At 56.4% G+C, this 17,751-nt stretch carries 19 protein-coding genes and 2 pseudogenes; 5 read left to right on the top strand and 16 right to left on the bottom strand.

Annotated elements, in window-relative coordinates; all coding sequences use genetic code 11:
- Positions 1–411 precede the first annotated feature (411 nt).
- The 3 genes and pseudogenes from VMJ32_00640 to VMJ32_00630 all read right to left on the bottom strand — a co-directional run bounded on the left by VMJ32_00640 (position 412) and on the right by VMJ32_00630 (position 1,890).
- Positions 412–762, bottom strand: a complete 351-nt coding sequence (locus VMJ32_00640; protein ID HTQ37500.1) for a hypothetical protein — start codon at positions 760–762, stop codon at positions 412–414.
- On the bottom strand, positions 759–1,001 hold the full coding sequence (locus VMJ32_00635; GenBank protein HTQ37499.1) for a DUF1559 domain-containing protein: 243 nt from the start codon (positions 999–1,001) through the stop codon (positions 759–761). Before VMJ32_00635 ends, VMJ32_00640 begins: the two co-directional genes overlap by 4 nt.
- Positions 955–1,890 (bottom strand): annotated as a pseudogene (locus tag VMJ32_00630) (DUF1559 domain-containing protein). Before VMJ32_00630 ends, VMJ32_00635 begins: the two are co-directional and overlap by 47 nt.
- Positions 1,891–1,935: 45 nt before the next feature.
- Between VMJ32_00630 and VMJ32_00625 the strand changes: the two are divergent.
- The gene (locus VMJ32_00625; GenBank protein ID HTQ37498.1) at positions 1,936–2,286 is read left to right on the top strand and encodes a hypothetical protein; all 351 of its coding nucleotides are present in this window, start codon (positions 1,936–1,938) and stop codon (positions 2,284–2,286) included.
- Positions 2,287–2,307: 21 nt separating this feature from the next.
- Here VMJ32_00625 and VMJ32_00620 read toward each other — a convergent pair whose 3' ends face one another.
- The 7 genes from VMJ32_00620 to VMJ32_00590 form a co-directional block, all read right to left on the bottom strand.
- Positions 2,308–3,630: an FtsX-like permease family protein gene (locus tag VMJ32_00620; GenBank protein ID HTQ37497.1), complete on the bottom strand. Its 1,323-nt coding sequence runs from the start codon at positions 3,628–3,630 to the stop codon at positions 2,308–2,310.
- 84 nt (positions 3,631–3,714) lie between these two features.
- Positions 3,715–4,392 (bottom strand): ABC transporter ATP-binding protein, encoded by a 678-nt coding sequence (locus VMJ32_00615; GenBank protein ID HTQ37496.1) that lies wholly within the window; start codon positions 4,390–4,392, stop codon positions 3,715–3,717.
- A gap of 7 nt (positions 4,393–4,399) precedes the next feature.
- Entirely contained in the window at positions 4,400–5,128 is a 729-nt protein-coding gene (locus tag VMJ32_00610) for a ZIP family metal transporter (protein ID HTQ37495.1), read from the bottom strand.
- Positions 5,125–6,204 carry a dockerin type I domain-containing protein gene (locus tag VMJ32_00605; protein HTQ37494.1) on the bottom strand — a complete coding sequence of 360 codons (1,080 nt, stop codon included), beginning with the start codon at positions 6,202–6,204 and terminating at the stop codon, positions 5,125–5,127. Before VMJ32_00605 ends, VMJ32_00610 begins: the two co-directional genes overlap by 4 nt.
- A 130-nt stretch (positions 6,205–6,334) precedes the next feature.
- The gene (locus VMJ32_00600) at positions 6,335–7,159 is read right to left on the bottom strand and encodes a PEP-CTERM sorting domain-containing protein (GenBank protein ID HTQ37493.1); all 825 of its coding nucleotides are present in this window, start codon (positions 7,157–7,159) and stop codon (positions 6,335–6,337) included.
- A gap of 61 nt (positions 7,160–7,220) precedes the next feature.
- Positions 7,221–7,949: a DUF1559 domain-containing protein gene (locus tag VMJ32_00595; protein ID HTQ37492.1), complete on the bottom strand. Its 729-nt coding sequence runs from the start codon at positions 7,947–7,949 to the stop codon at positions 7,221–7,223.
- Between the two features lie 169 nt (positions 7,950–8,118).
- Complete coding sequence (locus tag VMJ32_00590; protein HTQ37491.1) at positions 8,119–8,526, bottom strand: hypothetical protein; 408 nt, start codon at positions 8,524–8,526, stop codon at positions 8,119–8,121.
- A 242-nt stretch (positions 8,527–8,768) separates the two neighbouring features.
- On the opposite strand from VMJ32_00590, the gene argB reads away from it, so the two are divergent.
- From argB to rph, 4 genes are all read left to right on the top strand, one after another.
- The gene (argB, locus tag VMJ32_00585) at positions 8,769–9,668 is read left to right on the top strand and encodes an acetylglutamate kinase (protein ID HTQ37490.1); all 900 of its coding nucleotides are present in this window, start codon (positions 8,769–8,771) and stop codon (positions 9,666–9,668) included.
- Positions 9,669–9,823: 155 nt separating this feature from the next.
- Complete coding sequence (locus VMJ32_00580) at positions 9,824–11,029, top strand: aspartate aminotransferase family protein (GenBank protein ID HTQ37489.1); 1,206 nt, start codon at positions 9,824–9,826, stop codon at positions 11,027–11,029.
- A 115-nt stretch (positions 11,030–11,144) separates the two neighbouring features.
- Complete coding sequence (gene argF / locus VMJ32_00575) at positions 11,145–12,056, top strand: ornithine carbamoyltransferase (GenBank protein HTQ37488.1); 912 nt, start codon at positions 11,145–11,147, stop codon at positions 12,054–12,056.
- Between the two features lie 180 nt (positions 12,057–12,236).
- Entirely contained in the window at positions 12,237–12,956 is a 720-nt protein-coding gene (gene rph / locus VMJ32_00570; GenBank protein ID HTQ37487.1) for a ribonuclease PH, read from the top strand.
- A gap of 133 nt (positions 12,957–13,089) precedes the next feature.
- On the opposite strand, the gene VMJ32_00565 is transcribed toward rph, so the two are convergent.
- From VMJ32_00565 to ffh, 6 genes and pseudogenes are all read right to left on the bottom strand, one after another.
- Positions 13,090–13,518, bottom strand: coding sequence for a YraN family protein (locus VMJ32_00565; protein HTQ37486.1), 429 nt, complete (start codon positions 13,516–13,518; stop codon positions 13,090–13,092).
- Positions 13,519–13,740: 222 nt separating this feature from the next.
- Positions 13,741–14,085: pseudogene (gene rplS / locus VMJ32_00560) on the bottom strand (50S ribosomal protein L19).
- Positions 14,086–14,320: 235 nt separating this feature from the next.
- Entirely contained in the window at positions 14,321–15,115 is a 795-nt protein-coding gene (trmD, locus tag VMJ32_00555; protein ID HTQ37485.1) for a tRNA (guanosine(37)-N1)-methyltransferase TrmD, read from the bottom strand.
- Between the two features lie 38 nt (positions 15,116–15,153).
- Positions 15,154–15,618: a hypothetical protein gene (locus VMJ32_00550; GenBank protein HTQ37484.1), complete on the bottom strand. Its 465-nt coding sequence runs from the start codon at positions 15,616–15,618 to the stop codon at positions 15,154–15,156.
- An 18-nt stretch (positions 15,619–15,636) separates the two neighbouring features.
- A complete protein-coding gene (gene rpsP, locus VMJ32_00545; protein HTQ37483.1) occupies positions 15,637–16,062 on the bottom strand; it encodes a 30S ribosomal protein S16 in 426 nt (141 codons plus the stop codon).
- Between the two features lie 114 nt (positions 16,063–16,176).
- Positions 16,177–17,646 (bottom strand): signal recognition particle protein, encoded by a 1,470-nt coding sequence (gene ffh, locus VMJ32_00540; GenBank protein HTQ37482.1) that lies wholly within the window; start codon positions 17,644–17,646, stop codon positions 16,177–16,179.
- Positions 17,647–17,751 lie beyond the last annotated feature (105 nt).

Below are 17,751 nucleotides of genomic sequence, written 5' to 3'. Positions count from 1 at the left end.
TGGTTGCATCAGTTCCGACGGCTCCGCATCCGCTGGGACCGAAACCCACTCGTCCATCAGGCCTTCCTCACCCTTGCCGCAGCGATCATCTGTTATCGTACTTGGCTTAATGAAAGCTAGTTTTGTCCGGTGGCTCTTAGTTGTCGAATGCGATATCTCGCAAGCATGGCAGGCTCCTCAATTCAAAATCCGCGCCCCCAGAATACCTCTTTCACCCCTCACCGGGGAACTACAATGTATATACACCAATCGGCCGCGTCAAGCAGTTTTTTTCCAAAAAAGCTGCCCCAGCCTCACCCACTCCAAAAACCCGCATTGGGTTTATGCAAAACGCAACAGTGTAAAAGCGTGCCAGTTGCCGCCCGCTCCGGCCACGCGTCGACCAAAGAAGACGCCTCACACAACACGCTGTTACGGTGCGTGTTGGGCCGTTATTAAACGCGTCAATTGAGAGTTGGCCTCGTCCCAATGTCCCGCCCGGGCGTCGGCCACAATGCTTTCCAATGCTGCATACTCGTCGTCCGTAGCTTTTCCTTGCTGGCGATTGGCGTCCAGGTTTTTTCCCGCCGCTTCCAACCAATCGGACTTTTTGGCGCCGATGGCCGTCTTTAATTCGCCAACTACTTTTACATCGGCCTTCGAGATTGCCGGCTCGCGGTTGCAACCGAGCATCGAAAACATTGCCAGGCACGCAATCATCAACGGCATCCGCATAAGTCGCGCCCAGTAACCGATTCGAATCGAAATAAAATAATTCGTCATTGATTCATCTCCTGTGTCTCGCCGCCTGCCCGCGTAGCCATCGCCGCCCACACTAGCGGGTCGATAGTGTCGGCCGCCCAATGCACGCCGCCATCGCCCAGCAAAATGTTGCAGCCGCCGACGTGTTCGCTGTGCGTCTCGTCCACATAACCGGGAAAGGGGTCGTTGGGCGGCTTGATGACCGGCGGCGATTCATCTAGCCCCGGGCCGCAATGGAATTCCACCTGCGGAGCGGCCACGTCGCAGCCCGCCAAAAAATAGCGCGGCGCGACACGTTTCCGCTCCGGGCACTACGGCCACCCAAGTGGAATCGCTATGGGCCGGCGTTTGCTCCGAAAAAAACATCGTCCGGCTCAGCCCGTCGGTAATGTCCTTGATCCGGATTTTGCTGTTGCGGAAGAACACGCCGTCTGCCAGTTTGCGAATTTGCGCGTCGTCAGGATTATCCGCCCACACGTCGGGCTTGCCGGAGCAGGCCACCTAATGCGAACGCGAAAACACCGCCAGTGCCGCGCCGCTGGTGTCTTTCACCGTGTACGTGAGCGAATCGTCGCTGACCGAGGGGCAGCGAAACTCCGCCAGAGGCGTGATGGCCGCTGTGGCATTTTTTGGGTCCCACGCCGGCACGGTTAGGTCAAACGTCTTCTGTGTGGACGCTTCTTCCATAAATGGCAATGCCTGGAACAGGCAGGCCCAACCCGGCCCGGCATCGCCAGTGTCGGCATTGGCCGCGCCCATCACCCCACCCGGCTGCGAAATATATCCGCTCGGAAACGCGCCTTTCGCCCCGTGAAAATTCTGCAGCGCTAGCCCGATTTGCTTCAAATTATTGCTGCACTCCGAGCGCCGATCCGCCTCGCGGGCCGACTGCACCGCCGGCAACAATAACGCAATCAAAATGCCAATGATGGCGATCACCACCAGCAGTTCGACCAACGTAAAACCGCACCGCGCATTCACGCATAAACTCCGGTCTGAACGAAGGACTAAATGGACACTCTCTGATCCATCATAGTCAATATAACACCAAATTGCGACAACTACATCTGCGTCTGCATCAACAAGTTCGGCATCAAAAATCGAAATGACTTGACACGACAAACATGCGCGACAATAATCATCGTCCATGAACCGAGTGCGTGACTGATTAATCTCTTAAACAGGAGTGATTTCATGAGCACTTGCACAAAGGTAAAAGAGCACAAACACCTGCACGGCCCAGGCTGTGGCCACCTGGCAATTCAGCATGACGGCCATGTCGATTATTTACACGACGGGCACTTGCATCATGTCCACGGAGATCATGTGGACGAATGTGTGATCGCGGTATCCGCCACCAATCCTGACGGTTGCACACCCGGCCACAAATGTAGTGGGCATGAGCAGGGCCACGTTCACGGGCCGAATTGCGGTCATCCACAAATTCCCCATGGCGACCACGTTGACTATTTGGTGAATGGCCACCTGCATCATCCGCATGGCGACCATTGCGACGATCACGGACCGGTGAACGTGAAGTCGTAGAGCGATCAGCCGCGTATTACTTCATGGAGTCGATGTTAAAGCCCGAGCTACGTCGGTTCGGTATGCCGACAGAGCCGGCAGATAGCCCACGAGCGATGCCAGTACAATCAATCCCGGTATTAAAATTAACTCCGAGCCGGGCACAAATTGCAAGAAGTTCACGGCCACTCCGGTGTAATCGGTAATCGTGGGTGCCGCCGCGCCAACCAGCAGGTGGCCCGCCAGCCAGCCCACGGCTCCGCCTCCTAGCGCCAGCATAATCGACTCGGTCAACACGATCATCATGATTTTGCCTCGGTGGGCACCCAATGCCCGCATCACGGCAATTTCGTGTCGGCGTTCCGACATGGAATTATAGATGCTCACCAGAATTGCAATGCCCGCTACGATCACGATTAATACCGTGAGCACCAATAAGATCATTTGAGTGGGACGCACGAACGTGTTGGTAAGGACGGTAATTTCCTTAATGGGCTCAATCGCTTGTGCGATAAATTCCTTGTTCACATGCTTGACCAAATCGGGCGCTACCAATTCAGGGGGCGCCCCGCCAATGCTGGCCGTGCGGATGAGCACGTCGGTCACTTCGCGCTGGTCCTCGGGGAGGGGCTTGTCGAGCACCTCGTCCTCAGGGTTTTCTTCCTTTTCGCCCGGCTTGTGCTCCTCTTCGACGTGGCCTTTGGCATGGTCGGGAATCAGAAAAAAGCCTTCCATGTTCACAAATGCGGCCCGATCGACCGGCGTACTGGTGCGGTCCAGCACTCCCACGATCTTAAACGCAATGTGTTTTTCCCCTCCCACGCCGTGTTGGGGTTGGAAGCTGTCGCCAACCTTTAGATTGAGATGTTTGGCCACTTCCGCGCCGATCACGGCCGTTCTGAATTGTTCTTGCTTAAAGTTTTCTCCGGCAGAAAATGTGGAATGCAGCAGTTTGGTGAACATTTCCGGCGTGGTGCCGACCACGCGGTATTGACCGTTTTCGCCGACCACGTCGCCCAGGCACACGGGAATGGCCACATCCACATCGTCGGCATACTTGCCATCTTTGTGATCGCTCCGCTGGGCGGCAGGCAGAAATTCCTTGTAATAATCCCAGGGGATATTTTCGATGGGCCGGTTCAGGTAATAAACCGTGTTCAGCAGCAGATCCAACCGGCCCCCTTTAGCGCCGATGATCACGTTGTAACCCAGTGAGTTGCCGGAAGCGAACGATTTTTCCACGACTTGTCCGATAATCAATACCGCCACGACCAACGAGACTCCCAGCGCCATCGAGAGGCCCGTGAGCACCGAAGCCAGCGCTCGTTGCTGAATGCTGCGCCAGGCAATTTTCCAAAGATTCATGGTGCGAAGATCCTAATAAAAGAGTTGAAAAGTTAAAGATGATTCACGAAAGCTTCAGGATTCACTTGCGCCCAATCAGCGTTGCTATTTTGCTGATCCGGCTGTTGCCAGATTGATATTCTCTAAATTTTCTACCCGTTCAAATTGCTTGGCAACTTCCGGCGTATGCGTTACTAACACCAGAGCCACATGTTCTTCGCGGCAGGTCTCGCGAATTAGATCGATGACTTGCTGCTGATGCTGCGTGTCAATGTTCGCCGTCGGCTCATCGGCCAACAACAGTTTCGGTTTATTGGCCAAAGCCCGGGCTACTGCGACGCGCTGCTGTTCGCCGACCGAAAGCTGCGCGGGCTTATGGTGCAGCCGTTTCGCCAAACCCACACGATCCAACAGATGTCGCGCTCGTTCGGGCTTGGGCCGCCCCGTGGCGAACGACATGCCCAGCAACACGTTTTCCAACGCCGTGAAACCAGGCAGCAGGTTAAAGGTTTGGAAAACGTAGCCGATTTTGTCGGCTCGAAATCGATCGCGCCCAGCTTCGGGCAATTGCACGATGTTGACGCCGTCGATGCGAATGGTGCCTGCATCGGGCCGGCTGATCCCGGCAATTAAATGCAAGAGCGTGGTTTTTCCCGAGCCACTGCGCCCGATGAGTACGATCTGCTCACCGGCCTCGACGCGAAATTGGTGCACATCAAGAATCGGCAGTACCCCTCCGCCCGGTTCGACGAATGATTTTTTGACATTTTCCAGAATAAGCATGATTCGTTTACACTTTGAGTAATTTGTTGACAAGAAACATCAGTCCAAATCCCGCCACAACAACCAACCATAACCACATGACATTGCCCTCTTCTTCCGCTTCAGGAAGCAAGTGGGCGGCACCAATAAACAGGAACGAGCCGGCAAAAAACCCCAATAGGTCGGCAATCAATCCCTGAGAAATCGACATTCCCAGCGCCGCCGAGCAACCAATTACCGGAGCAATTGCATCGGCCAGAAGCCAGCCAATTGATGCCCGCAGTGCGCCGCCCGATCCCAAAACCACACCGACGGTCGAAACTCCATCACCGAAGTCATGGGCAATCACGGCCAAAGCGACAAGTCCGCCGATCGTTGAGTTTGCCTGAAAAGCGCTGCCGATTGCAAACCCATCGAGGAAGCTGTGAACCGTGAGACCAAATGCAGCCACCGACGCAAACGCCGCTTTTCCTTGACGTTTTTCATGCACCGCCGCTCCCCGGTGAACGAATTGTTCCAAACTGTAATACACGAGGAATCCCATGGCAGCGCACTGAAGAACTTGTTTGACAGTCGATTCCCCAGATTGTCCTACAACTTCAAAGGCATCCGGCAGCAGATCGAGCAAGGCTGCGGCCACAAGAATACCGGCGGAAAATCCCATTACGAGGTAGAGTTGCTTCCGCCAACGCAGCGCAAACATTCCGCCGAAGGCGGTCGAGAAGAACGTGATCGCGGAAAGTGCGATGGCTGTCATAAAGCATTCGACCCTCGAACCACGAGCAGTTTCATACTTCGGCCCACAGGAGAGACTTTGGCTGTGCGCACCAACATGAGCATGATGACTCCAGTGGCCAACAACACCACGCTTGCTGGTTCAGGCACCAGTACGTTCTCGCCGCTCGTGAACAAACTCAGCAGCCCTTGCAAATCGCCATTGTTAATTTTGCCGTCGCTGTTGATGTCGCCGAAGGCCATTAGTTCGAAATTGGTCAAGTTATTGTTGGCTTGATAGGCGCTCAAGTTCGTTAAAGCGTTCATCATGGCTGGAATGTCCGCGGCGTCGACTTGCCCATCGCGATTGAAATCGCCAAACGGCACGAGGTTGTCCGTCACCCAAGTTTGGGCTTGTTGGAAAACCGACAAACTCTCGTTGTTGTCGAACATCACAAAAAAAGGCAGCGAATCCGCCACGCCAGGATATGGCGTTTGCGCGTCGGACTCCAACAACTTATCCCGCATCTCAAACAGATAAATGCCGTCGGCGGGCGTCGAATTTGTGCCGGCCTGCAACTCCGTCCACATGTGTTTGTGCATTCCGCCATAGGCATCGACGTTTTGCAGTGGAAAGCCGGGTTGAAAACCTGTGCCCGTGCCGATCGTCACTGAACCCAGTTTTTGTCCGGGCAGCGAACCGGGCAGGTACATCTGCAGCGTTTCGCCCGCAGGCACGTTGCCGAACGAAACCGGACCGTCGCCGCTCCAGTATTGCAGACTGCTCATCACGTCGAACGACATCCAACTTCCCTGCGGAAGATTACTCGGGGTGTATCCGCTGGTAGTGGCCAGTCCGTGCGTGCCAGGATCTTCATCGAAATAAGGATCCTGATAGTCGCCGAAGTAATAAGAGAAAACCCGGAGGGGGTTGACCGTTAGGTAGACCGGGTTAAACGAATTGTCGCCGGCATCGTCGTAACCGAAGGTCGCAAGGCTTTGCTGTCCAGACGACAGGGTAACGAGTCGAGGAGCAATATCGTACACGGCACGAGCCGGCCCCGCGCAAACCAGAAACAATAGCGCGGCCGCAAAAATCGAAACGGATAAAAATCGCATAACTTATCTCCCGGAAGCAAGAGCCTCTTCGTGATGATTGGTAAAGGCGTGTTGCCGACGGACGCCGCACTTGCGGCGACGCCCATCGACAACAGCGCGTTAAAAAACCCGTTTGAATTTCAGCAATCTGCTAAACACTTTTCACTTTGATGGAAAGCCGTCGACTCAGGCACACACCCATCAAAGCCAACCCACCCAAACCGGCCAAAACAAAGCTCGCTGGCTCCGGCACCACACTGTTTTGGTAAGCCACTGCCGCATCTACCGGATCGTCGGGGTCGTCGTAAACGGCAAGGGGATCGTAGATTACCCAAAACGGCAGCGAATTGCTGATGCCTGGATACGGCGTGACCTGATCCGAACTCAGCAACCTCAAATCCATTTCAACCATGTAAATGCCGTCGGGACTCGGTTCGGTGGCCATGGATCCATAAACGATGGAAGACTGCAAATGCACATGCAGACCTTCGTCGCCCGCCGAATAAGTATCCGGCGGCGTAAAGTTGCCCCCCACCTGGCCAATTAAAAATCCAGATTGAGTCCCCGTTGTTCCTGTCACGCCCACATAACTGGAACCAAGTTGCAAATAGAGCGTGTTACCCGAGTTCGCCGCGACAAACGTCGAGCCGTTCCAATACTGCAAGTTGCTGAGCACGTCAAAGCTCAGCCAGCTTCCGTCCGGCAAACCGCTGGGCGTGAACCCACTGCCGACCGCCAGCGCATGGAAGCCCGGGTCGGTGGTGATATTTGGCCCCGGATCGTCCATATCGAATTCGAACACGCGGGGTGGGGTTGGCGTCAGCGCCTCATCCGTCGGCGCTTCGTCGTCATAGCCATACGTGACAATCGCACCACCTTCTACACGCGGCGAAACGTCAAAATCGGCACGGGCCGCCGTGGCCCACACGAAAAAAAACAAAGCGGCTATCGAAATCAAATGGCGAAAAAATCGCATGTCAAGTCCCTTTCTCAAGTTGTTGATCAATCGGAATGAATGAAATTAAAAGATGCCGTCTTCACTGGTTCATGCCGGGCGGAATGGCAAAATTAAAAGGCGTGTTTGCCCAGGTGGAAATCTGCGTTGCGGAAATCCAATCCACGTGACCGTCGGCGTACAAGTAGTTCGCCCCGTCGCCGTGCCGGTCGACTTGCACTTCGCCGGTGATGGCGGCCCACACACCGTTTTGCAAAATGACCGACTTCAAAAACCATTTGTAGCTGTGGACGTGGTCCTCCGTGAGTTCCACCGGCAGCGAATTCGCGACCTCATACGTCACAATGGTTTTAGAACTCTGCTTCAGCTTCCAAGCATTCAAAAAATTAGGCGGCGGACACTCCGTCGATAAATACGCACTCAGCGCATAGCTGGTCATTTTTAACGCCAGGCGGGCATCCCCGTTGGGATCGTCCGGACAAATCCTGATGGCATCCACGTCTTCCATGAAAGGCGCAACCGTGTAAATCCACGCCGTGGTGTACAAGCCCGAGGTTGGGTCCGGATTGACTCCGGCCGAACCCGTGGTTTGCGGCCACAGGCCGTTGTGCACGTCGCAATAGCGCCGCAGGGCCAAACCGACTTGCCGCAGGTTGCTAGAACACTGCGTACGTCGAGCCGCCTCGCGGGCAGACTGCACGGCCGGCAGCAACAGCGCAATCAAGATGCCGATGATGGCAATCACCACCAGCAACTCGACCAACGTAAAACCACCATGCGCATGACCAAGCGCGCGCCTACGCGCATTCATCGGTGCGTCCTCCAAACGAGCATGCTCACCGCCGGCGCAGACGAAAGCGCAAGCAGTTCGCAAACGAAGTTTCAGCGCAAACGACGGTTACTTCGGGGCGCAAGCAGCGAACGAGAAGCCAATCGCTAGACGATTAGCGAATTCGCCGCTGTGCCATACAAAGATGTCGCTAAGCGACCGGCGGCGCACGAGGCTGCGCTGAAGAGAAGAGCGCCGGGCAATGAATCGATTCAACCGGGCTCGAAGAAAGAATTTCGCAGGCCACCAGCGCGGCAACGGCTGGCGGCGGTGGAACAAAATGTTGCCCTACGGCTTGAAATTGACAAATCGGGCAATTGTCGCAATCGTGACAATGGCCGCTGGGCGATTGAACTGCGAGGGCAGGTCCCGTCTGTGATGACAAACCGACTAAAGTCACCTGTGCGGTAATCTCGGCCGAAGCAACCGCCGCCGGGGCCGATTGCTGCGCCTGATCGCAACAACCATCGTCATCCAAAAACTCGTGCAGCCCTTGCCCCCACAGCGCAATCACGCCGTACCAGGCCAGCAAAACTCGGGCTGTTAGACGGTAAAACATCGGTCGAACTAAGGTGCGAGTGGCGAAAGTAAAGCCGCCGCTGGAAAGCACGGCCTATTGCAATCGCATTGCAATAAGATACCAACCCTTGCTTCGGCAGTCAACGAGTATACGGATTTGGACCCGGTTGGGATCGTTGACAGCCCCCCTTGATAAGCGGTTAAATAACGTGTTTCTCCTCAAACAGCCGTTTAGTCGTAACCTGCACGCAGCGAAGAAGTTCAGGGGGAGTTTGACATACCGTGACCGTCGAACCGCAACATCAACACGCCATCGAAAAAGCCGACGTGCTGATTGAAGCCCTGGGCTGGATTCGCCGCTTCCGCGACAAGATCACCGTCATCAAGCTCGGCGGCAGCGTGATGGAAGACGCCAATGCCTTGCGGCATTTGCTCATCGACGTGGTCTTCATGGAAAGCGTCGGCATGCGGCCGGTCGTGGTGCATGGCGGCGGGGCGGCCATCAGCCGGGCAATGGATGCCGCTGGGCTCAAACCGCGGTTCATTCAGGGACGCCGCTACACTGATGACGCCACACTGAAAATCGTAGAACAAGTCCTGGCCTACGAAACCTGCGAGCAAATTGCCCACTCGATCGAAGAATTCGGCGGCCGCGCCATGCCGTTGAATTTTCGCACCACGAATGTGCTGTTCGGCGAGCGGATGACACTGAAAGACGATGCCGGCGGCGACATCGATTTAGGACACGTCGGCACCGTCACGCGGGCTGACCGCACCACCATCGAAAACTTGTGCTATGCTGGCCAAGTGCCCGTGATTCCGTCGATGTGCTTGGGCCCCGGCGGTGAAAAGCTCAACGTCAATGCCGATACCGCCGCCACCGCCGTCGCCACGGCGCTGGGCGCGGAAAAGTTGATTTTTCTAAGCGACGTCAACGGCGTGCGCCGCAAAAAAGACGATCCCGACACGCTCATCCATTCGCTCACCGCCGAACAAGCCCGGCAGATGATTCGTGACGGCGCGATTGAAAGCGGCATGATTCCCAAGGTCCAGGGTTGTTTAGACATTCTTGACAAGGGCGTGCGGAAAATTCACATCATCGACGGCCAGCTCCGCCATTCCCTCCTGCTGGAAATCTACACCAACAAAGGAGTAGGCACCGAAATGGTCCGAGATGAATGATCACCTGAAAACATCCATGAATGCGAACCAAAAGCAAGGTGGCCTGTCATCCATCTTTCCCAACGGGGCATGCTAAACCGCAAGCGCGGGTCGGATCGCTGTGAAAATTCCGAAAATATACAAAGCCATTAATTTATAACCACTCACTCCATCCCATGCCCGACACCGCCACCATGTCGTCCCCTGAAACCATCGAACTGTTCCAAAAATACGTGGTGCCCAATTATGCCCGGTATCCAGTGTCGCTGGTCCGCGGCGAGGGCTCCTATGTGTGGGATGCCGAAGGAAATCGCTATTTGGATTTCTTTCCCGGCTGGGGGTGCAATCTGCTCGGGCACTGTCCGCCGGCGGTGGTCGAAGCGGTACAAGACCAGGTGGCCACGCTGATTCACGTGCCCAACACCTGGCACACGCCTTGGCAAGGGCAATGGGCCCAAGCGCTGTCCGAACGCAGCTTTGGCGGGCAAGCGTTTTTCTGTAATTCCGGCACCGAAGCCAACGAGGCCGCCATTAAATTGGCCCGGCTGCACACGCCCAAAGAACGCTACAAAATTATCACCTTCACCGGAGGGTTTCATGGCCGCACGTTGGGCGCCACCGCCGCCACGGCCCAGCCCAAATATCACGAAGGTCTGGGACCGCTGATGGCCGGATTTGTGTACGCCCCGTTCGGCGATTTGAACGCCGTGAAGAATTTGATCGACCGCGAAACGGCCGCCATTTTGGTCGAGCCGGTCCAAGGCGAAGGGGGCATTAACATTCCGCCGGCCGATTTTCTCCCCGGTCTTCGCCAACTCTGCGACGAAAATAATGTGCTTCTCATGTTCGACGAAGTGCAAACCGGCTGCGGCCGTACCGGTCAGTGGTTTGCCTATCAACACTTCGACGTCACGCCCGACGTCATGACGCTGGCCAAAGCCGTTTGCGGCGGCATTGCGGGTGGCGTGCTGTTGACGAAGCCGGAAATCGCCCCGAGTTTGCGCCCCGGCATGCATGCGGCCACGTTTGGCGGCAACCCGATTGCGGCCCGCGCCGGAGTGGCGTATATCGAAGCGGTGGAAAACGAAAATTTGCTCGAACATGCCCGCCACATCAGTGATCTTTTCTGCGCACGCCTGGAAAAACTGCAGCAGGAGTGCAATCTCATCCGCCAGGTGCGAATTTTGGGATTGATGATCGGCGTGGAACTTGCTGCCGACGGCGCGCCCATTGTCAAAGGCTGCCTCGACAAACGGCTGCTCGTTAATTGCACTCACGGCACCGTCCTGCGCCTGCTGCCAGCGTTGAACATTAGCGAAAACGAAGTTCACGAAGGCTGCGATATTTTAGCCGAGGTGATGAAACAAGAGCCGAAAGGTTAGGCGTGCTAAACCGCAAGCGCGGCGCGAGCCGTGCAGCCAAAACGTCGCACACGTTGTGCCTTCGAATTTTCCATTCCACATTCCACATTCCCCACTCCTCATTTCTGCCTGCCACATGCGACATTTGCTTTCCGTCACCGACTTTTCTTCCGCCGAAATCGAACGTGTGTTCGCCATCACGGCCGATCTGAAATCGAAGTATGCCCAAGGGGTGCGAGAGGCGATTTTGCCGGGCCGCACCATCGGCATGCTATTCGAAAAACCTTCGCTGCGCACGCGGGTCAGCTTTGAAGCCGGCATGGTGCAACTGGGCGGCGGAAGTTTGTTCCTGGGCAGCGACGTGGGCTTCGGCTCGCGGGAAAGCATGGCCGATTTCTCCCGCGTCCTCAGCCAATATGTGGACGGCATTGTCATTCGCTCCAAGCGGCACGATACCGTGGTCGAAGTCGCGCAGCACAGCACCTGCCCGGTGATCAACGGCCTGACCGATTACGCCCACCCCTGTCAGGCGATGGCCGATTTGTATACCCTGCGCGAACTGGTCGGCAAGTTAAACGGCCTGACGCTGGCTTTTGTGGGTGATGCCAACAACGTGGCCCGCAGTTTGGTGGAAGGCTGCGGCCGGCTGGGAATGAAAATTGTCGTGGCTTCGCCGGCGGGTTACCAATTCACCGCGGACGATGTGACCCGCTTCAATCGCGAAATTCCGCAGCTTAATTTGACGCTAACTGCCGATCCTGTGGCCGCCGTCAAGGGCGCAGTGGCGGTGTATACCGATGTTTGGGCCAGCATGGGGCAGGAAGCCGAAGGGGCGAAACGCCGCAAAGATTTCGCCGCCTATCAAGTCAACGCCGGGCTGATGAAACAGGCGCCGGCCGAGGCTTATTTCATGCACTGCTTGCCGGCCCATCGCGGGGAAGAAGTCACCGATGAAGTCATCGACAGCCCCCACAGCGTGGTCGTGCAACAGGCCGGCAACCGCATGCACGTGCAGAAGGGCATTCTCGCGTGGTTGCTGAGTCGTTAAATTAGCGTGGATATAACCACGGAGACACAGAGGCACGGAGAAGAAAGGAATGTAAGAAGTAGGATTTAGAATGTAGCATGTAAGAATTGCGGAACTCGTCCTTATATCTACTTCCTACATCATAAATTTATTGCCTCTCTGTGCCTCTGTGTCTCCGTGGTGAAATTAGATTATCAAATTATGCGGCACGATGGTCGAAAAAACGACGAGCTTCGCCCGTTGAAAATTACTCGCCGGTTCACACGCACCGCGCCGGGCAGCGTATTGTTCCAGGCCGGAGGCACCACGGTGTTGTGTACGGCCTCGGTCGATCCTAAAGTGCCCGAGTGGATGGCCGGCAAAGGGCGCGGCTGGCTTACCGCGGAATACAACATGCTCCCGGGCAGCACCAGCCCAAGGAAAAAACGCGAACGTGACGGAAAGACGGATGGTCGCACCACCGAAATCCAACGCCTGATCGGCCGCAGCCTACGGGCCATTATCGATTTGGATGCCATCGGCGAACGAACCGTCGCCGTCGATTGCGATGTGCTGGAAGCCGATGGCGGCACACGCACCGCCAGCATCACGGGAGCCTACATCGCGCTGGTCGATGCGCTCAATTCTTTGCCAGTGGAAGCAGGCGGAGGCACTGCACCCAAAAAAATTCTCTCCGCCAGTGTGGCTGCTGTCAGTGTCGGCATAGTCGAAGGCCAACCGCTGCTCGATCTCGACTATTCCGAAGACGTTGACGCCGCCGTCGACATGAACGTGGTGATGACCGGCGACGGCCGCTTCATCGAAGTGCAAGGCACGGGCGAAGAAGCCACGTTCACCGAAGACGAATTGCAAACGCTGTTGCGGTTGGCCAAGCAGGGCATCGAACAGTTGACGACGGTTCAACAAGCCGCGCTCCTGTAGGAGGCGAATTCTTTCGCCGACTTTGACCGATTCGCGATTCCGTCGAGGAAAGGATTCCTCTCCTACAATTCCCGCGCGACCAACGGTCGCGGCTTTATAATTCTTGCCCCTCTCTCGCCCTTCGTCCCTCGCCCTAGCTATACATCCCCTCCACGCCCGTCGCTTCGAAGGCATTGCGAAAATGCTCAATCGTCGGCCGGTTGGCTCCGTGCGGCCAGGTGACCGCCACCACGTCAAACCGCGATGGATTTTCCAGCAGCCCATGCCGTTTCAAATAGAACAGCGCGGCCCGGGTTATATGCCACTGCTTGCGGGCGTCGACGGCTTCAGCCGGTCGGCCAAATTGCATGGTTCGCCGGGTTTTGACTTCCACGAACACCACGCATCGCCCGTCAACCGCCACCAAATCCAACTCGCCGCCCCGCAGCCGCAGACCTCGGGCGACAATTTTGTAACCTTGGCGCTTGAGATGTTTTTCCGCGGCTCGCTCGCCCAAATAACCCAGCGGCTTGGTCTGCCAGAATTTGGCCCAGCGCGAGCGAATTGCCCCGGGCCAGTGCATAGATGAACCTCGTGCTCTAAAACTAACCGCAGAGGCGCTGAGACGCAGAGTAGATTTTATTTATGAACTGCCCTCTCCGCGCCTCTGTGTCTCTGCGGTTCAGTGTCTCCGCGGTTCAATCGAAGCTCACACAGCCGCCGGCTCGCGCTTGGCTTCTTCCTTGCGCTTGGGTTCGGCCGCGACGGTCTCCTCGCCGGGCACAACCACATCTTGCTTTTCGCCGCGGCGCTGACGGAGCCGGACGGCTTTGCCGACCCGATCGCGCAGGAAGTACAACTTGGCCCGACGCACTACGCCGCTGCGCTTGACTTCGATTTTGGCGATTTTGGGCGAATGCAGCGGAAACTTCCGCTCCACGCCTTCGCCTTGCACAATGCGGCGAACGGTGAACATTTCGCGGCTGCCGGAACCGCTGCGGGCAATCACCACGCCGTTGAAAATTTGGATGCGCTCTTTTTCGCCTTCCAGAATGCGGGTATGCACGTCGATGGTGTCGCCGATAGCGAATTCGGGCACATCAGCCTTCAGGCTGCTTTTTTCGACGAGTTCAAGAATTTGCTGGCTCATTTTTACTTGCGTGATTAACGTGTGTGTTGGCCGCCAAGTGTGGTGAATCCAAAGAGAAAATGTAGCCGCGGCTGTCCTCAGCCGCTGGGGACAGCGGCCACTACATTCCTCGAAGCAGTGAACTAGTAGTGTAACTGGTTTTTCGGCCGCACCCAAGGGGGACTGTGGCAACTTCCCTGCGATGGCGCACGACCCGCGCAACAGTTTGATCTTCAACGAGTTACTTCATCAAATTTTACGACTGCGGCGACTTTCCGGCCACCTTCGCTTGTTCGCCGGACAGTAAATCCTGCCGCCGCTCCCCCGTAATCTGCAAACTTTGCTCCGCACGCCATCGGGCAATGGCCTCATGATCGCCGCTGATGAGTACTTCCGGCACGGTCAGACCGCGGTATTCCCTGGGCCGGGTGAAATGGCCGGCTTCCAACAGCCGCGGGGTGGCTGGAGTCCAGGCCGCCGAGCCCCCAGCAGATTTTTTTTCTCCGGGTAGTGATTGGACGGAAAACGAATCGCAGCGGGCGCTGTCTTCATCGCCGAGCACGCCGGGCACCAGGCGAATGACGGTGTCGATCAGCACCATGGCCGGCACTTCGCCGCCGCCGAGAATGTAATCGCCGATGGAAATTTCGTCGGGCTTGAGAATCTGCCGGACCCGGTCGTCAAAGCCTTCGTACCGGCCGCAGAGCAGCAGCAGGCGTTTGTGACCGGCCAATTCTTCCACAATCGGCTGCGCGAGTTTGCGCCCGGTCGGCGTGAGCATGATGAGATGGCCGGGTGCGATCTCGTTAGCAGGCCCTGGCATTTTTTGGACGGCTTCGACAGATTCCACAACCGGTTCCACCTTGAGCAGCATTCCCGGGCCGCCGCCATAGGGCCGGTCGTCCACCACCTTGTGCTTCCCCTGGGCCCAATCGCGGATGTTGTGCAAATTAACCTGCACCAACCCGCGCTCAATTGCCAGCTTAAGCAAACTCTGGCTGAGATAGCCGGAAAACATTTCCGGAAACAGCGTCAAGACATCGAATCGCATGGCAGATCAAGAAAAGAAACACCCCGTGGATCAAGCTCTTAAGCAATTTGACTTTTTGAGATCACTTCGACGGCAAAATACAGGAGCGCATCAATTGCCAGGGCTATCAGCAAAGCAATCGTGGAAAGAATTGTGTCTCTGTTAGTTATGCCGCGCGCCTTTAGCACTAAACACCAGCACAGTATTCCAACGCAATAAAAGGGAAGCAGCCGGAACACAGCAATAACGCCAAAGAACCAAAAAAGCTCGTAGAACGTCCACAAACCAGATTTGACGTGAAGCCATTCTAGAAAAATCAGCCCAAATATAAAAATCGCAGCGATCGCAGTGCACAACCAAATTAATGCGCGTGCACAGGCCCAACAATAGCCGACCGTAACACATCCACGTTGCACTTGCCGGGACCGTAATGTCGTTACTCCGAAGATTAACCAAACATTCACCAATACTAACACAATGATGATGTCGGTCGGATTCGAAAACAAACTGGTGTACGGGCTCATCTGAGCCTCACTCAAACGTCACTCCGCTGCGGGCGCTGTTGCTTCCACGCCGCCGGAGGATTCAGCGGGGGCGCTTTCGGCCGGGGCTTCTTCGGCTTTCTTGGGCTTGGCGATCAGCTTCGGCTCGCCGGCATCGGGCACGACTTTGGGCGCTTTGTATTGAGCGACGGCCGCTTCTTGCTCTTTCAGGTGCGTTCCTTCCGGGCCGTATTTTTTAATCAGAATGCTGACGCGGTCCGAAGGTTTGGCTCCCACGCCCAGCCAGTATTTCACCCGATCGTGGTTGAGCTGGCAGCGGGCGTCGGTGAGCGGAATCATCGGATCGTAACTGCCGATTTCTTCAATCACCCGACCATCGCGCGGGGCGCGGGAGTCGGTAGCGCAAATGCGAAAATAAGAGCGGTGCTTCCGCCCTAAGCGTTTCATGCGAATTTTAACGGCCACGTGGGTCTCCTTTGAAGCGACTAGCAATTAGCGATTAGCAACTAGCGACAGACACGCTTAGTGTAACTGCTGCGGCTAGTTGCTAGTGGCTAGCCGCTAGTTGCTGTTAGTTTTTTAGTTTCTCGATTCTCGTTTCTTTTTGCGCAGTTCTTTCTCGCGCTGTTTTTTCATTTTCCGTTTTTCGTCGGCGGTCAGGCGTTTGCCGGTGCCGATTTTTTTGGCCGAAAGTTGGCTCCCTGGATTCAGAAAGCCGCCTGACTGCAATTGTTGCATTTTACGCATTCTATCGCGCATGCCCAGCCCCGACATCTCTTTCATCAACGAGGCCATGCCGTCGAATTGCTTGACCAGGTCGTTCACTTCGTGCGGTTCCACGCCGCTGCCGGCGGCAATTCGGCGGCGCCGGCTTTGATCGATTACGCCTGGATTGCGGCGTTCCTCCGCTGTCATCGAATCGATCATGCCATTTAGACGGTGGATTTCCGCCTCGTCGAATTGCTCCATCAATTCGTTCAATCCCCCCATGCCCGGCATCATGCCCATCATTTTTTTCATCAGGCCGGGTCGGGCCAATTGGCTCATCTGTGCCCGAAAATCATCCAGTGTGAACTCGCCTTGGCGCATCCGCGCTTCGGCCTTGGCCATTTCTTCCTGGTCGAATTCGCGCTGCGCGGTTTCGACCAGCGAAAGCATGTCGCCCATGCCCAAAATGCGGCTGGCCATGCGGTCCGGATGGAATTCCTCCAGGTTGTCCAAATGCTCGCCGGTGCCGATGAATTTGATCGGCACGCCCGTGACTTGCTTGACCGACAACGCCGCGCCGCCGCGGGCATCGCCATCCAGCTTGGTCATCACCAGCCCGTCCAGCTCCAGCGCCTCGTTGAAGGCTTTGGCGCTGTTGACGGCGTCTTGGCCCGTCATGCCATCGACCACCAGCAGCACTTGGTCGGGCTCCACGCGCTTGTCGATCCGCTTTAGTTGCTCCATCAACTCATCGTCAATGTGCAACCGGCCGGCGGTATCGAGAATCACGACCGCGATGCCTTCCTCCTTGGCTTTGCGAACCGCGTTGTGGCACACCACCACCGGATCGGGCGCGCCCCGTTCACTGTAAACGGCCAAACCCAATTGCTCGCCGATCACGTGCAACTGATCGATGGCTGCCGGGCGCTGCAAGTCGGCGGCGACTAACATCACGCGCCGGCCACGCTGCTGAATTAAGCGGCCCAGCTTGCCGCAGGTGGTGGTTTTGCCGGAGCCTTGCAGGCCGCACAGCATGAGGATGTTGGTCCCCTCGTGCATGTTCAACGAGTGATCGACCGGGCCCATCAGGTTGACGAGCTCCCGATGCACAATGCCGACAAGCTGCTCGGTGGGTCGCAGCGCTTGCAGCACCTTCTCGCCCACCGCATCTTCGCTGACGCGGTTGATGAACTCCTGGGCGACGTCGTAATTCACGTCGGCTTCCAACAGCGCGGTGCGGACCAGTTCCAACCCTTCGCGCATGTTCGCTTCGCTCAGCTTGGCTTTGCCGCGCAAGCTGCGCATGGCTTCCGACAGGCCGTTTTGGATCGTTTCGAACATGGGGGTCGATGCAAACTGAGAATGGACGCCGAAACCGCCCGCGGATTGCAACTTAGCCCCAGGGATCGCATTCCCAGGGATTCAGCGGGACAGAACCACGTATTT

It is taken from the genome of Pirellulales bacterium, assembly GCA_035499655.1.
GTDB lineage: Bacteria > Planctomycetota > Planctomycetia > Pirellulales > JADZDJ01 > DATJYL01.
Note: the sequence above shows the minus strand (reverse complement) of the source record. Positions and strands in the feature narration are given on the sequence as shown.

Coding starts and splice junctions, on each gene's coding strand:
- VMJ32_00595 (HTQ37492.1), bottom strand. CDS start 7,949: ATGAATGCGCGTAGGCGCGCGCTTGGTCATGCGCATGGTGGTTTTACG.
- VMJ32_00590 (HTQ37491.1), bottom strand. CDS start 8,526: ATGTTTTACCGTCTAACAGCCCGAGTTTTGCTGGCCTGGTACGGCGTG.
- ffh (HTQ37482.1), bottom strand. CDS start 17,646: ATGTTCGAAACGATCCAAAACGGCCTGTCGGAAGCCATGCGCAGCTTG.
- VMJ32_00550 (HTQ37484.1), bottom strand. CDS start 15,618: ATGAGCCCGTACACCAGTTTGTTTTCGAATCCGACCGACATCATCATT.
- VMJ32_00615 (HTQ37496.1), bottom strand. CDS start 4,392: ATGCTTATTCTGGAAAATGTCAAAAAATCATTCGTCGAACCGGGCGGA.
- rph (HTQ37487.1), top strand. CDS start 12,237: ATGCGGCACGATGGTCGAAAAAACGACGAGCTTCGCCCGTTGAAAATT.
- trmD (HTQ37485.1), bottom strand. CDS start 15,115: ATGCGATTCGATGTCTTGACGCTGTTTCCGGAAATGTTTTCCGGCTAT.
- VMJ32_00620 (HTQ37497.1), bottom strand. CDS start 3,630: ATGAATCTTTGGAAAATTGCCTGGCGCAGCATTCAGCAACGAGCGCTG.
- VMJ32_00580 (HTQ37489.1), top strand. CDS start 9,824: ATGCCCGACACCGCCACCATGTCGTCCCCTGAAACCATCGAACTGTTC.
- VMJ32_00565 (HTQ37486.1), bottom strand. CDS start 13,518: ATGCACTGGCCCGGGGCAATTCGCTCGCGCTGGGCCAAATTCTGGCAG.
- VMJ32_00625 (HTQ37498.1), top strand. CDS start 1,936: ATGAGCACTTGCACAAAGGTAAAAGAGCACAAACACCTGCACGGCCCA.
- VMJ32_00610 (HTQ37495.1), bottom strand. CDS start 5,128: ATGACAGCCATCGCACTTTCCGCGATCACGTTCTTCTCGACCGCCTTC.
- argF (HTQ37488.1), top strand. CDS start 11,145: ATGCGACATTTGCTTTCCGTCACCGACTTTTCTTCCGCCGAAATCGAA.
- VMJ32_00605 (HTQ37494.1), bottom strand. CDS start 6,204: ATGCGATTTTTATCCGTTTCGATTTTTGCGGCCGCGCTATTGTTTCTG.
- VMJ32_00600 (HTQ37493.1), bottom strand. CDS start 7,159: ATGCGATTTTTTCGCCATTTGATTTCGATAGCCGCTTTGTTTTTTTTC.
- VMJ32_00640 (HTQ37500.1), bottom strand. CDS start 762: ATGACGAATTATTTTATTTCGATTCGAATCGGTTACTGGGCGCGACTT.